Annotated in this window: 11 protein-coding genes; all 11 read right to left on the bottom strand. The window is 46.7% G+C overall.

Annotated elements, in window-relative coordinates; translation table 11 throughout:
• Positions 1 to 125: 125 nt before the first annotated feature.
• The 11 genes from aroE to H8S54_RS04955 all read right to left on the bottom strand — a co-directional run bounded on the left by aroE (position 126) and on the right by H8S54_RS04955 (position 13,920).
• The gene (aroE, locus tag H8S54_RS05010) at positions 126 to 971 is read right to left on the bottom strand and encodes a shikimate dehydrogenase (protein WP_173767648.1); all 846 of its coding nucleotides are present in this window, start codon (positions 969 to 971) and stop codon (positions 126 to 128) included.
• A gap of 119 nt (positions 972 to 1,090) precedes the next feature.
• Positions 1,091 to 2,791, bottom strand: a complete 1,701-nt coding sequence (locus H8S54_RS05005) for an ABC1 kinase family protein (RefSeq protein ID WP_186901039.1) — start codon at positions 2,789 to 2,791, stop codon at positions 1,091 to 1,093.
• A gap of 100 nt (positions 2,792 to 2,891) precedes the next feature.
• The gene (locus H8S54_RS05000) at positions 2,892 to 3,281 is read right to left on the bottom strand and encodes a phasin family protein (RefSeq protein WP_021925647.1); all 390 of its coding nucleotides are present in this window, start codon (positions 3,279 to 3,281) and stop codon (positions 2,892 to 2,894) included.
• Between the two features lie 96 nt (positions 3,282 to 3,377).
• Entirely contained in the window at positions 3,378 to 3,758 is a 381-nt protein-coding gene (locus H8S54_RS04995) for a diacylglycerol kinase family protein (RefSeq protein WP_021925646.1), read from the bottom strand.
• A 68-nt stretch (positions 3,759 to 3,826) separates the two neighbouring features.
• A complete protein-coding gene (locus H8S54_RS04990; RefSeq protein WP_243176651.1) occupies positions 3,827 to 5,614 on the bottom strand; it encodes an ASKHA domain-containing protein in 1,788 nt (595 codons plus the stop codon).
• A 131-nt stretch (positions 5,615 to 5,745) separates the two neighbouring features.
• Positions 5,746 to 8,148, bottom strand: a complete 2,403-nt coding sequence (gene leuS, locus H8S54_RS04980; RefSeq protein ID WP_186901038.1) for a leucine--tRNA ligase — start codon at positions 8,146 to 8,148, stop codon at positions 5,746 to 5,748.
• Between the two features lie 55 nt (positions 8,149 to 8,203).
• A complete protein-coding gene (locus H8S54_RS04975) occupies positions 8,204 to 9,388 on the bottom strand; it encodes a S41 family peptidase (RefSeq protein WP_186901037.1) in 1,185 nt (394 codons plus the stop codon).
• A 187-nt stretch (positions 9,389 to 9,575) separates the two neighbouring features.
• The gene (gene ftsX / locus H8S54_RS04970; RefSeq protein WP_021924287.1) at positions 9,576 to 10,484 is read right to left on the bottom strand and encodes a permease-like cell division protein FtsX; all 909 of its coding nucleotides are present in this window, start codon (positions 10,482 to 10,484) and stop codon (positions 9,576 to 9,578) included.
• Positions 10,474 to 11,157: a cell division ATP-binding protein FtsE gene (gene ftsE, locus H8S54_RS04965; protein ID WP_021924288.1), complete on the bottom strand. Its 684-nt coding sequence runs from the start codon at positions 11,155 to 11,157 to the stop codon at positions 10,474 to 10,476. The genes ftsX and ftsE overlap by 11 nt, the downstream gene beginning before the upstream one ends.
• 619 nt (positions 11,158 to 11,776) lie before the next feature.
• Positions 11,777 to 12,865, bottom strand: coding sequence for a PucR family transcriptional regulator (locus H8S54_RS04960; RefSeq protein ID WP_117852624.1), 1,089 nt, complete (start codon positions 12,863 to 12,865; stop codon positions 11,777 to 11,779).
• Positions 12,866 to 13,050: 185 nt separating this feature from the next.
• Positions 13,051 to 13,920 (bottom strand): YitT family protein, encoded by an 870-nt coding sequence (locus tag H8S54_RS04955; RefSeq protein ID WP_021924816.1) that lies wholly within the window; start codon positions 13,918 to 13,920, stop codon positions 13,051 to 13,053.
• Positions 13,921 to 13,922 lie beyond the last annotated feature (2 nt).

Genomic DNA, 13,922 nt, shown 5'->3' with positions numbered 1-13,922 from the left:
GAGTGTAATATAGAATCAGCTTTAGAATTTTTCTTATAGAATAGTTCGTAAAAATAGAACCAGGAAACAACAGTTTTGGACTGTCATTTTCTGGTTCTATTTTTGATCGCCTTTTTATAATCTTCTCAAAATTCTTTCCGCAGCGCCTCTTCCATAACTTCCACCGGAGCTTCCTCTCCGGTCCAGAGGGTGAAGTTGAGGGCGGCTTGCTGCACCAGCATGCCAAGGCCGTTTACGGTTTTGGCGCCGTTCTTTTGGGCTGCCTTAAGGAACAGGGTATCACATGGGTTGAAAATTACATCGCATACGCACATGTTGGGGCGAATGGATGTATAATCAACATCTGGTTTCTCGGTTACATTCGGTGAAAAACCGATGGAAGTACCATTGATTAAAATGTCCGTATCTTCCGGGATTACTATATTTCTGGTCCAGGGAATATAGGCGGAATCACTTTTGGTTCTGCTCCTGATCAGGGCGGCAAGCTCCATTCCTTTTTCCTGGCTTCTGTTGATAATATGAATCTGTCTTGCCCCATTTAACGCACACTCTACCGCAATTGCTCTGGCTGCGCCTCCGGCTCCCAGTATGGTGACCGTCTTATTCTCAAGCGTTTCTCCGAATGCTTTGAGTGCTGTTACAAAACCCTTGCCGTCTGTATTTTCTCCATATAATCTGCCGTCCTTCTGAATGACAGTATTTACAGCACCAATAATCTCAGCTGCGGGACTCAGCTCGTCCAGATAGGGAATCACCTTAATCTTGTGAGGCATTGTAAGGTTAATTCCTCTCATATCAAAAATACGGACACTGTTCATTGCCGTCTCAAGGTCTTCCGGCCGCACCTTAATAGTCAGATATCTGTAATTCAGGTTCTTTGCCGCAAAAGCAGCTTCTTCCACTACGCCAGTTGGATTGTCATCCACAGGATCACCAAATACGCCAGTCAGTTCCGCTCTGTAATTTTTCATTTTCCCAATCCCTCGATTCTTTTGAACTTTCCCGTATACTATGATGTTAGGGTCAAAAATTCTTTTGCCCCTAACATGATATCCACGAATTGCTCCGCTGCAAAGCAGCTCCCGCAATTCTACTTCTTCATAAAATGTTTGATAAACAAATACATCAAAATCACAAGTGCTCCAAAATATCCCAACACGCCCAGCGCCGGAATTCCAAACATCTTCGGCATCATATCCGTAGTACAGATAATACTGGAACTGATCAGCAGCGCCATAACCCAAAGCCCCAGCACAATATTCCGGATCAGCCGGCGCATCAGCCATGCCAGATCATCGGAGGCATGCAGATCCAGATTGATCTTCGTCTCCCCCTTCATACAGCCCTGGAGAAAATCTGCTGCAAGTGTGGGAATATCAATCGCCCGAAGCACAGAACGATACAGCTTCTTGCCAGTCCCCTTCAGCTGCTTCTTCCAGTTTTCTTTCTCCAGAAGATTTCCTTTCATACGCGCAGCTGCAATCTGCACCATATTGATCTCAGGACTGATGTCGGCAAGTACACCCTCCATATGAGTCAGTCCCCTGGCAAGCATGGTAAGACCGTGGGGCATAACAATTTTGTTTTCCTTCATCACATCCATTAGGTCTGTAAAAATTTCCACAATGTCAATCTGACCCAGATCAGCGGTACCGTATTTTGCCATAAGATCCCGGATATCCGTGTAAAGACGGCTCTGATCCGGCTTGCCCTTAAACTCCCCAAGCGCCAGCACTGCATCCTGGATTTTCCCGATGTCATTCAGCGCCACGCCTTCAATTGCCTCCCCGATCAGTTCCCGGTCGCGGTCACTCAGCCGTCCCATCATTCCCATATCGATCCACACAATCTTGCCGCCCTGGATCATCACATTTCCAGGATGGGGATCTGCATGGAAAAATCCATCGTCCATTACCTGCTTAATAAAATTATCAACAAATTTGCTTCCGATCTCGTCCAGATCATAGCCTCCTGCCAGCAAAGTCTCCTTGTCGTCAATGGGAATGCCGTCAATGTATTCCATCACAAGCACGCTGGCAGTGGTGTATTCCCGATAAAGGATAGGCGTTTTCACAAATGCAACGTTCTTGTTTTTCCTGGAAAATTCCTCCATGTTGGCAGCTTCGGTAAGGAAATTCATCTCCTCCTGGGTAACCCGCCACAGCTCTTCCAGAACCAGATTCAGATCCACGGCCTCCTTAATACTCACTGGCGGCAGCAGCTTCACCGCCTTTTTCATAAGACCGATATCACGGGCCATGACCTCATAGATGCCCTTTCGCTGAACCTTCACCACCACTTCTTCCCCTGTTTTCAGGACGGCGCGGTGCACCTGGGCGATGGAGGCTGAGCCAAGGGGCTTCCTCTGGATTTCCTGAAATTCTTCCTGCCACGGACATCCGAAAGCTTCCTGCAGCACTTCTTCCACCTCGGAAAAAGGCATGGGCTCTACATCTGAGCACAGCTTCATCAGTTCGTCGCAGTAGCGTTTGGGCAAAATATCAGAACGCATGGACATGACCTGTCCCAACTTGATAAACGTAGGGCCAAGATCTGTAAGGATCAGACGCAGTTTCTCCGGGGAAACGCCTCTTGTGATGGCATGCTTGTGAAGAACCGCTGTAATCTCTTTCAGCCGTTCCTTGTAGCCGTTTTTGTCTTTGTCTGATGAATTTTTTCCAGATTCAAGAACAATTTTCTCTTTCGGGACAGTCCCGGCTTCTTTTCCGGTATTTTCTTTGTTGTGTGTCAGCTTCTCATTGGCTGTGTTTTTTGCCTCTGTCGGTTCCATATCTGTCCACCTGCTTCAAGGGCAGGACTTGGAAGATGCTGCACCGCTTTCCAACGGGCTGCAGCAAAACGCCTGGTCCTGCCCTTATTGTTTCCTTTACTTAGTTTTCTTCTGGCTCTTCTGCAGGAGCTTCTTCTGCCTCAGCTTCCTTCGCTTCTTCCGGCTCTTCTTTTGCTCCCTCTGCATCCACGTCCTTCGCCTGCATCTGTGAGATCTGCTCCTTCAGGGCTGCTAGCTGGTCTGGTGTCATTTTATTCAGCACATCTTTCAGTTCATCCGGATTGGATGGCTTCAGAGTAACGTTCACATTTTTCTTAACGCTTTCTTTGATGTTGTGCTTCAGTTCCTGATTCAGGACCTTGCCCTGTTCTACAGTGAGCTCGCCTTTCTTCACAAGTTCGTCCAGAACCTCTTTGGATTTCTCAGCGGTCACTGCTGCTGTACCGATTCCTGCAAGTAATAATTTTTTGATGCCTTCTCCAAGTTCCATAATATATGCTCCTTTCTGCTCTGTGAAAAATGCCGGACAGTTTCCGGTGTTCTGGCATAAAACTCACAGGCATCATTGCCTGTAAATCTGGAATTCTCACAAAATTCCCAGAAATGCCAGTCCTTTGGGAACGAAAATGATCAGACCTGCAATCGCCGCCATAATCGCTGCGATAAGAACTGCCCCTGCTGCCGTATCCTTGGCAATTTTCGCCAGTGGCCTGTACTCACTGGTCACAAGATCCACCACTGATTCTACCGCTGTATTCACCAGTTCCAGCGCCATCACCAGCCCGAAAAGAGCCAGACAGATACACCATTCAATGGGGGAAAGTCCCAGGATCAGTCCTGCAATCACCACAAGCACAGCCATCACGCAGTGAATCTTCATGTTCCGCTCCCTGCGGATACAGGTAAAAATTCCCTCAAATGCATAGCCAAAGCTTTTGGTAATAGGCGGTTTCTTAGGTTCTGTCATTGCGTCCACTTCCTGTCCTTTTATTTGGCACAAGTATAGCAGATTTTGTTATTAATTACTATATTTTTCTAATAATTTATATTTTTTTTAACATTTATGTCATTCTTTATAGAAATCACATTTTCTTTTTTTGCCTGCCGCTCCTGTATTTTCTTCATAACAGTGGGATAGCGCTGGAAATCCGTATGAGGCAATGCCTGTGCAGCTACCATCAGCTCCAGGAAATCTTCCACCTCCGCAAACTGGATATACACCATTTCTTCCAGAATCTGGTCAATATCTTTAAGAAGTGCCCGGTTCAAAAGCAGCTTTGCCGCTCCTTCCAGGGAAGAGTTTCCTGCATTTATAATGTGGTCCCGGTCCATATCCGGATACATGCCGATGGTAATGGCAGACTCCTTGGATACATGCTTTCCAAAAGCCCCTGCCACATAGAACCGTTCTGCCTGGTCAAGTTCCAGCCCGGATTCCCGAAGCATGATTTCCACCATGGTGTGCGCAGCAGATTTGGTACGGATAAATTCGTCAATATCCTTCTGGTAAAAATGCAGGCCAGGCGCATACTCCACGCACCACTGCCCCTCCTTTTTCTGGATCAGCGGACTTTTCTCCGGGGAAAATTTCCCTCGGATGTCAATCCAGCCCTCCAGGAAAAGCTCCGCAATCAAGTCAATAATACCGGACCCGCAGATTCCCTTTGCCTCTATTTGCAGAGGTTTTCCGCCATTCTTTAATGCCTCTTGCTTATCAGATTTATTGCCAAAATCCATTTTCTGAAATTCCCCGTCTTCATTTCCAATCACATGCACCAGGATTTTTCCGTCCCGTATTTTTACCTCATCTACAGCGCCTGTGTCTGCCCGCATTCCGGTGCTCACCACGCCGCCCTCCAGTGCAGGACCTGCTGCCCCCGCGCCGCAGAGAAGGAACTCCTTATTTCCGATTACCAGCTCTCCGTTGGTGCCGATATCAAAGAAAACGCTGATTTCCTCCTTCTTGTACAGTTCGGTATCGATCATGCCGCTGATAATATCACCGCCAAGGTAATTGGATTTGGATGGATAGCAATAGACGTACCCCTTTATCGGAATTCCCAAATCCTTCGCAGGCTGGAAGCCAGGCCTGTCCCCATGAACTGCATGAGGAGTGTAAAATACGCAGAAAGCATCCATTCCAAGGAGAAAATGAATCATGGTAGTGTTTCCCGCAACTACCATAGAAACGCAGCTGCGAGTAATACTCTCGGCATCAGAATCTTCTCGGCACGAAGCACCGCCTCGCCTTGCTCCATCCACTTCTGTATTATCGCATTCTTCTGTCTTTCTTTGTACTTTTCTATCTGCTTCTTTTGCCCTGCATTCATCCAACCACTGCGCGTCTAGCTTATCCATGCATTCCACAATGGAGTCCACCGTAGCCTGCCGCACTTCTTCCAGCTTCCTGGGATTATCCTTACAGTAAAAAATCCTGGAAAGGATATCCGTTCCCCACTGGATCTGGCGGTTAAAGCAGCTGACTTCCTTCACTACCCTGCCGGAAACACAGTCCAGAAGTCTTGCCACCACGGTAGTGCTTCCAAGATCTACCGCCAGTCCATAATGATGCCCGGTCTGATTTCCAGCCTCTATGTCTAGTATTTCCCAGTTTTCCCCATTCCAGCCAAGAGATACTGTGATTTTCCACTTTGCATTTTCAACCAGTGGGTATATCATTCGCAAAATGTGGACAGGCATATGAACCTGCTCCTCTATCCCTTCCGCACTCAATGCTTCCAGAATGCGCTGCTGGTCAGAACGGGAATCCTCTTCCGTCGGCGCGGATAACTCAAGATATATTTTTTTGCTGAGACCTTCCATATAAATTTCTCTCCTAAAAACAAACAATACAATGACAAACACGCTCTAACTGTGAAAATCCCCACCAGTTCATTCTGATGGGGATTTTTCTGCACTACTTATATAACAGCTTTTATAACTTGGCAGCGTGATTATTTCGCAACAAAGTTTACAATCTTATTCGGTACATAAATCTCTTTTACAAGAGTTTTGCCCTCTAAGAAGGAAGCAACTCTCTCATCCTTCTTAGCCAGCTCAAGAGCTTCCTCTTTGGCGCATCCGTTCGGGATTACGATGGTTCCGCGGACTTTACCGTTAACCTGTACACCAATCTCTACGGAAGCCTCTACAGTCTTGCTCTCCTCGTACTCCGGCCACTGGGAAAGGGAAAGCAATCCTTCTCCGCCGATGGTCTCCCAGATTTCCTCGCAAAGGTGAGGTGCAAATGGGCAAAGAAGCTTGATGAAGATTACAAGGTCATCTCTGCTGATCTTGCCAACTGCATAGATCTCGTTAATCAGAGTCATGAGGCACGCAATTGCAGTATTGAACTTCATAGCCTCGATATCGGAAGATACCTTCTTGATTGCCTTGTGGATCTTAACCTCCATATCCTTGGAAGCAGGCTCATCAGTCATAATATCGGTAAGTCCAGCAACTCTCTCAAGGAAACGCTTGCAGCCTCTTACAGAGCTGTCATTCCACGGAGCAGCAGCGCCGTAATCCCCCATGAACAGTACATAGGTACGAAGTGCGTCTGCACCATACTCGTCTACAATATCCAGCGGATCTACTACGTTGCCCTTGGATTTACTCATCTTATCTCCGTCAGAACCAAGGATCATACCCTGTGCAGAACGCTTCGCATATGGCTCAGGAGTATTGACGATTCCCATGTCATACAGGAAATGATGCCAGAATCTGGAGTAGATCATATGTCTGGTTACGTGCTCCATACCGCCGTTGTACCAGTCAACCGGCATCCAGTATTCCATCTTCTTGCGGTCTGCAAGAGCTTCTGTATTGTGCGGATCCACATAGCGAAGGAAATACCAGGAAGATCCAGCCCACTGAGGCATGGTATCAGTCTCTCTCTTGGCATCGCCGCCGCACTTCGGGCATTTGCAGTTTACAAAGGATTCAATTCTTGCAAGAGGTGACTGTCCATCCTCTCCTGGCTGGAAGTCCTCAATCTTCGGCAGACGAAGCGGAAGCTCCTCATATGGAACCGCTACATCACCGCATTTCGGACAGTGAACGATCGGGATTGGCTCGCCCCAGTATCTCTGGCGGTTGAATGCCCAGTCCTTCATCTTGTACTGAACACCAGCCTTGCCGATGCCCTTCTTCTCCAGTTCCTCAAGCATACGCTCGATGGAGTCCTTCTTATTGGTATATCCGTTCAGGAAATCAGAGTTGATCATCTCGCCGTCGCCTGTGTAGGCTTCCTTCTCGATGTCGCCGCCCTTGATAACCTGGATAATGTCAATGCCAAATTTCTTTGCAAAATCATAGTCTCTCTGGTCATGTGCCGGTACTGCCATAATAGCTCCGGTACCATATCCCATCATTACATAGTCTGCAATGTAAATCGGGATCTTCTTGCCGTTTACAGGGTTTACGCCCTCAAGACCCTGGATGCATACACCAGTTTTTTCTTTTACAAGCTGGGTTCTCTCGAACTCTGTCTTCTTGGCACACTCTTCACGATATGCCTTGATCTCATCCATGTTTGTGATGCGTTCAGCATATTTGTCGATCAGAGGATGCTCCGGTGCGATAACCATAAAGGTTACACCGAACAGGGTATCCGGTCTGGTGGTATAAATCTGAAGTGTCTCATCAATTCCGTCAACTGCGAAGTTCACGAAAGCACCTGTAGATTTACCGATCCAGTTCACCTGCTGCTGCTTGATGTTTGCAGGATAATCTACATCCTTCAGGCCCTCAAGAAGCTTGTCTGCATACTGGGTAATGCGCAGATACCATACGTCCTTGGATTTCTGGATAACATCACTGTGGCAGATATCGCATTTGCCTCCCTGGCTGTCCTCGTTGGAAAGAACGACCTTACAGGACGGGCAGTAGTTAACCAGTGTCTTATCACGGAAAACAAGTCCGTTCTCAAACATTTTCAGGAAGATCCACTGTGTCCATTTGTAGAAATCCTCCTGTGTGGTATCGATCACACGGCTCCAGTCAAAGGAGAATCCAACGCTCTTCAGCTGATTGGTGAATTTCTCAATGTTCTGGTCTGTGATCACACGGGGATGTGTGTTTGTCTTGATCGCATAGTTCTCAGTCGGAAGTCCGAAAGCATCGAATCCAATTGGGAACAGTACATTGTATCCCTGCATTCTTCTCTTTCTGGAAAGTACCTCGATACTGGAGTATGCTTTGATATGGCCAACGTGCATTCCGGCACCGCTTGGGTACGGGAACTCTACAAGGCCGTAAAATTTCGGTTTATCACTTCCGTCAACAGCTTTAAAAGCCTGCTGCTCTTCCCATTTTTTCTGCCATTTCGGCTCGATTTTTTTAAAATTGTGTTTCATCTATGGTTCCTCCACATTAAATCTTTTATCATTCTAATCCAACACAGTCCTTTTGTCAACGAGAAACCGCCTGTATTGCCGCCTGAAGCTGATTATCTTCCTCATGGCTAATCTCTGTCTTATTCAAAAGGCTGGCATCCAGCTTCACTTCCACATCCGGCGTGATTCCCACCTTATGGATGTCATTGCCCTTTGGAGTAAAATATTTGGCTGTGGTCAGCTTCACCGCACTTCCGTCTGACAGCTGGCGGATACTCTGGACGATTCCTTTTCCATAGGTGGTTGTTCCCACAATGGTGCCGATTTCGTAATCCTTCACCGCTCCTGCAAAAATCTCGGAAGCACTGGCGCTGTTCTCATTTACCAGCACGGCAAGAGGAATGTCGATTGGCGTATCCCCGTCACACTTCATCTCATTTCTTTCCCCGTATTTGTCCTCTGTATACACGATCAGTCCCTCGGGCAAAATCTGGCGAAGCACATCGCACACAGAAGAAAGCACACCGCCCGGATTGTCGCGAAGATCCACAATCAGCTTCTCCATGCCTTTTGCCTGAAAATCCTGGTAGGCATCCTCAAACTGCTGGGGCGTCACAAGGGTAAACTCCGTAATGCGAAGATATCCGATAGAGTCCTCCAGCATCTCATAAGAAACCGTGGGCAGCTCCACATTGCTGATGGTAACCGTAATCTCTTCCGGCTCATCTGCTTCCTGGTGATAAACCGTCAGCACAGAGGTTCCGTCCTCTTTGTTTCGGATCATTTCGGAAACCTCTGAAGGAGTCATTTCTGTCACATCTGTTCCATCCACTGCTGTAATTACGTCATTTACCTTAATTCCCGCAAGATCAGCCGGACCGCCCTCATAACAGTCCACTACCAGAATTCCGCCTTCCGAATTCTGGGTGATGCTCACGCCGATTCCGGAGTAAGAGCCTTCCGTATCGCGCATTTCCTCCTCATATTCTTCCTCTGTGTAATACCGGGAATAGGGATCTCCAATGCCATACAGAAGACCTGTATAGAGTCCCTCCTTCAGGGAATCCTCATCTACCTCATCCAGATAATTCTGATCAATGATATCCTCCAGGTATTTGATTTTCTGGGGCACTGCCACATCGGACAAAACCGTGCTTCCCGCACGCCCTGCTTTCTGCAGACCCACGTAGCCGCCTCCCAGCGCTAAAGATGCACACAGCACACCGGTTATGGCTCCCTTTATAAATTGTTTATCTGCCATTTATCGTTCTCCTCATTTTCGCTATCTAAGTTCTATTCATATACTATCATTTGCCTAAATGTATCCACCCCGAGCACACACTCTTTTTTATACAAAAGGGCTGCCGGATTTCTCCAGCAGCCCCCATATCTTTTCTCATATTCTCTGGCGGAATGCGAATAACCGCCTTTATTGTAAAACAGATTTCTCACACCTTCAAGTGTTTTCTTGTAGTAATAAAACTTCCCACAAGACCGATTCCAAGTCCTAATGCCAGCGCAATGGGAACCAGTGTCTGGTAGATCTGTCCTACCGGAATGAAATCCACAACGCCCATCAGCACGCTGAACTTGGTGTACACATAAGTTACCACACTGTTGTAGCAGAAATACAGGATCACCAGCGGAATGCCTGCACCAATCAGGCCAAGCACCATACCTTCCAGAAGAAACGGCGCACGGACAAATCCATCTGTAGCACCTATGTATTTCATGATTCCAATCTCTTCCTTACGAACTGTAATACCAACAGAAATGGTATTGCTGATCAGAAAAATGGAAATGATCAGCAGGATCACAATGACTGCCACAGATACATAGGAAACAATACGGTTGATCGAGCCAAGGGTTTTGGCCGCCTGCTCAGATTGATTGACCTCACGGACATTGTCCAGGGTCTTAATGTATGCAACCAACTCAGACTGTTTCTCAATATTGTTCATGTATACACGGTAGTTGGAAGAGTTTGCAAGAGGATTGTCATCCTTAAATCCGTCTGCTGCCTCCGCATCGTCTCCGAAGTATTCCTTCTTCATCTTCTCCCATGCTTCATCCGCAGACTCGAACTCAATCTTGGACACCTCAGGGCGCGCCTTGATCAGCTCGCCTACCGCATCCATCTGTTCCTGAGTGGTTCCTTCATTAAAAAGCACCGTGATCGGCACATCTTCCTCAACCTTATGTGCCAGGGTATTTACATTATTTACAATGGAAAAGAAAATTCCAAAAAGAAAAATACATGCTGCCATAGTGATAACAGAAGCAATGGAAAACATGAAATTCCTCTTAATGTTCTTGACACCCTGCTTCAGGGTATACCAGATCGTACTAGGCCTCATAATATTCTCCCTCTTTCTCGTCGCTGATGATCACTCCATTGTGCATGGTCAGGACACGCTTCTTCATGGAATTGACGATCTCTTTGTTGTGGGTTACTACCAGAACGGTGGTACCGCGCTCATTGATCTCCTCAAGCAGCTTCATGATTTCCTCTGAGGTCTTCGGATCCAGGTTGCCGGTAGGCTCATCTGCCAGCAGAATATCCGGGCGGTTTACAATGGCTCTGGCAAGGGCAACTCTCTGCTGCTCGCCTCCGGAGAGCTCATCCGGGTATGCCTTATATTTGCCTGCAAGTCCAACCTCCTGCAAAACCTCAGGAACACGCTTGCGGATCACTCTTGTCGGGCGGTTCACCACACGCTGTGCAAATGCCACATTCTCATAGACATCCCGGTCCTTCAGAAGACGGAAATCCTGGAATACAACCCCCAGCTTACGGCGGTACTTGGCAACACGGCGGTGCTTCATTCCCTCAAGCTTCTCACCGCTTACGATCGTAGTACCGGATGTGGAATCCAGTTCCTTGAGAAGAAGCTTGATCAAAGTGGATTTGCCGGAACCGCTGCTTCCTACTATAAACACGAATTCCCCTTTATCTACATGGAGATTGGCGTGATTCACTGCCGGCAGGCCCTGTCCATAGGACTTGCTCACATCTATCAGATCAATCATGATATCCTCCTTCATTTTTCTTCAAATAAGCATTTTGTTATTTTCTTAATTTTTATGTAACAATATTGTAATATATATCAGGTGAAAATGCAACCTTATTTTTTCACCTGCCTGTAAGCAGTAATTTATTAGTTACTATTCACTGGTAATGTTCCGCGAGGTGTTTTTTGTGAACAAAGTTCACAGAAAACCTGAGAATTAAGTTTTCGCAGCAAACGCTACTTCTTGTGCAATGCACAAGAAGGTTCGTCTTTCTGGGCATCGCGAAGCGTGTTACTAGTGTGCCGACAAGTTGATTCTTGTAACAATCTTGCAGGATAAATTTTTTATTTCAAGGCGGAGGAAGGAGGCGTAGCGGTGGCTACGGCGACCGACGACAACGCAGAAATAAGAAATTTAGACGCAAGATTGTTCTAGAAATCAACTTGTCGGTACACTAGGCACGGAGTGAACAGTAACATTTATTATACCAAAGAATAAGGAGAACGCAAGGGATTTCACAAAGGAAACACATAAAAAATGCCTGCCGCTTTCTTCAAACGACAGGCACATAAAATACTGTTGTAAAAACCAGATGCAGTCATCAAAATGCCCTGGCTGTGCATTTGGAATCCGTCTCTTAGTATTCCAGAGTCTCCATATATTTCATATAGCGTACAACCATCAGCGCAATCTTAAATGTGATGGCATCCTCGAATACGCGAAGATCCAGTCCGGTACTCTTCTGGAGTTTATCCAGACGATATACCAGAGTATTACGATGAATATAAAGCTGTCTGGATGTCTCGGATACATTCAGGCTGTTCTCAAAGAACTTGTCGATTGTGACCAGAGTCTCCTCATCAAAGTCATCCGGGGACTTGCCGCCGAAAATCTCCTTGATAAACATCTTGCACAGCGGGATCGGAAGCTGATAGATCAGACGGCCGATTCCAAGAGAACTGTAAGCGATCACATCCTTCTCCGGTGAGAAGATCTTGCCTACATCAAGAGCCATTCTGGCTTCCTTATAGGAACGGGAAACCTCCTTCAGCTCACTGACAATGGTTCCATATGCAATATGAGTATCATTCTCCCTGTCAAGTCCAAGAGTATCCAGAATGGTCTGGGCCAGCTTGTCCATCTCCTCATAGCCCTCATTCTCCTCAAGCTCCTTGACAATAATAATGCTCTTCTCGTCAACTGCTGTGATAAAGTCCTTGCTCTTGCCTCCGAACAGGCTCTTCACGCTCTCCATAGAGCTGTGCTCTCTCTCCTGCTCAAGCTCCAGGATCATAACCACGCGGCGCACATCTGCCTCAATATGAAGCTTCTTCGCACGATTATAAATATCTACCAGAAGCAGATTGTCAAGCAGCAGGTTCTTGATAAAGCTGTCCTTGTCAAAACGCTCTTTATATGCCACGATCAGGCTCTGGATCTGGAAAGCAGCAAGCTTTCCTACCATATAAGTATCTTCATCTTCTCCGTGGGCAACCAGAATGTATTCCAACTGATAATCATCACAGACCTTGAAATACTGGTAACCTTTCACAAGCTGGCTGGCAGCCTGGGATTCTACAAATGCCTGGACATCTTGCGGCTGAATCTCAAAATCACTGTAGGTGGACGCCAGTGTCTTGCCATCTGTATCAATAATGCAAAACTCCGTCCTGGATATCTCCTTGAGCCCCTCAAGTGTATTCTGCAGTACCTGATTCGATATCATTACCCTTCCATCCCTTCTTGTAAAATATATGTGTGCCGGATAAACCAGCCTAAACGGACATGCCGCATTGCGGCAATATCACCATGAATAAAAGTCATTCCGATATTCATGGAACTATTTTAATACAAATTCACCAAAAAAGAAAGAGGAAATCAGAAAAAATTTACAAATTTTTGATGTATTTTCTATTTTCTTTCTATAAAGCCTTCTCCAAGAACTTCTCTGACATCCGATACGATCACAAAAGCATCCGGATCAATGGAATCCACCAACTCCTTTAATGCAACGATCTCCTTGCGGCCAACTACACAGTAAAGCAGCAGCTTGTCCTGATCAGAATACATTCCTTTTCCATGGATTCCGGTAACGCCGCGATCCAGCTTTTCCATGATCTCACTGGAAATCTCCTGGGGCTTGCTGGTAATGATATACGCCTGCTTGGAAAATTTCAGACCCTCGATCATACTGTCCGATACCTTGGTCACGAGAAATACAGCGATGATAGCGTACAATGCCTTTTGCACGCCAAACACGTACATACCAACAAGGACAATGGCGCCGTCAATAAACTGCATGATCTGCGCGATGGAATAATGTCTTAATTTTCTCTGAAGCAGTGCCGCCATCATATCGGTACCGCCTGTGGTTCCTCTTCCCAGAAATACAAGGCCGATTCCGATTCCCTGGATCACGCCGCCGTATACGGCTGCCAGCAGCAGGTCATTTCCTGCAAGATCAAAAGCAGGCAGCACAGCCAGCCAGAAGGACAGACAGACCTCTCCCACCAGGGCTTTTTTTACAAACTGAAATCCGCCGATTTTCATTCCGATCAAAAACAGGGGAATATTCAGACTCATATTGGTGATCCACAGCGGTATTCCTCCCGGGATCACGCCCTGTGTCCACTCCTTTACCAGAATGGCGATACCGGAAAATCCTCCGGTTACCATTCCGGACATATCGAAAACACTGTTTATGGCAACTGCCATCAGCGCAGTTCCCACAATGATCATCAGATAATCCAGATACGCTGCTCTTTTGTTGTTCTGAAACATAG

The sequence above is a fragment of the Blautia segnis genome, assembly GCF_014287535.1.
Taxonomy (GTDB): Bacteria; Bacillota; Clostridia; order Lachnospirales; family Lachnospiraceae; genus Blautia_A; species Blautia_A acetigignens.
The sequence above is the reverse complement of the archived record's forward strand: the minus strand, read 5'-3'. Positions and strand labels throughout refer to the sequence as shown.

Coding starts and splice junctions, on each gene's coding strand:
- ftsE (WP_021924288.1), bottom strand. CDS start 11,157: ATGATTGATCTGATAGATGTGAGCAAGTCCTATGGACAGGGCCTGCCG.
- H8S54_RS05000 (WP_021925647.1), bottom strand. CDS start 3,281: ATGGAACTTGGAGAAGGCATCAAAAAATTATTACTTGCAGGAATCGGT.
- H8S54_RS05005 (WP_186901039.1), bottom strand. CDS start 2,791: ATGGAACCGACAGAGGCAAAAAACACAGCCAATGAGAAGCTGACACAC.
- H8S54_RS04960 (WP_117852624.1), bottom strand. CDS start 12,865: ATGATATCGAATCAGGTACTGCAGAATACACTTGAGGGGCTCAAGGAG.
- H8S54_RS04955 (WP_021924816.1), bottom strand. CDS start 13,920: ATGTTTCAGAACAACAAAAGAGCAGCGTATCTGGATTATCTGATGATC.
- ftsX (WP_021924287.1), bottom strand. CDS start 10,484: ATGAGGCCTAGTACGATCTGGTATACCCTGAAGCAGGGTGTCAAGAAC.
- H8S54_RS04975 (WP_186901037.1), bottom strand. CDS start 9,388: ATGGCAGATAAACAATTTATAAAGGGAGCCATAACCGGTGTGCTGTGT.
- H8S54_RS04995 (WP_021925646.1), bottom strand. CDS start 3,758: ATGACAGAACCTAAGAAACCGCCTATTACCAAAAGCTTTGGCTATGCA.
- H8S54_RS04990 (WP_243176651.1), bottom strand. CDS start 5,614: ATGGAAGGTCTCAGCAAAAAAATATATCTTGAGTTATCCGCGCCGACG.
- leuS (WP_186901038.1), bottom strand. CDS start 8,148: ATGAAACACAATTTTAAAAAAATCGAGCCGAAATGGCAGAAAAAATGG.
- aroE (WP_173767648.1), bottom strand. CDS start 971: ATGAAAAATTACAGAGCGGAACTGACTGGCGTATTTGGTGATCCTGTG.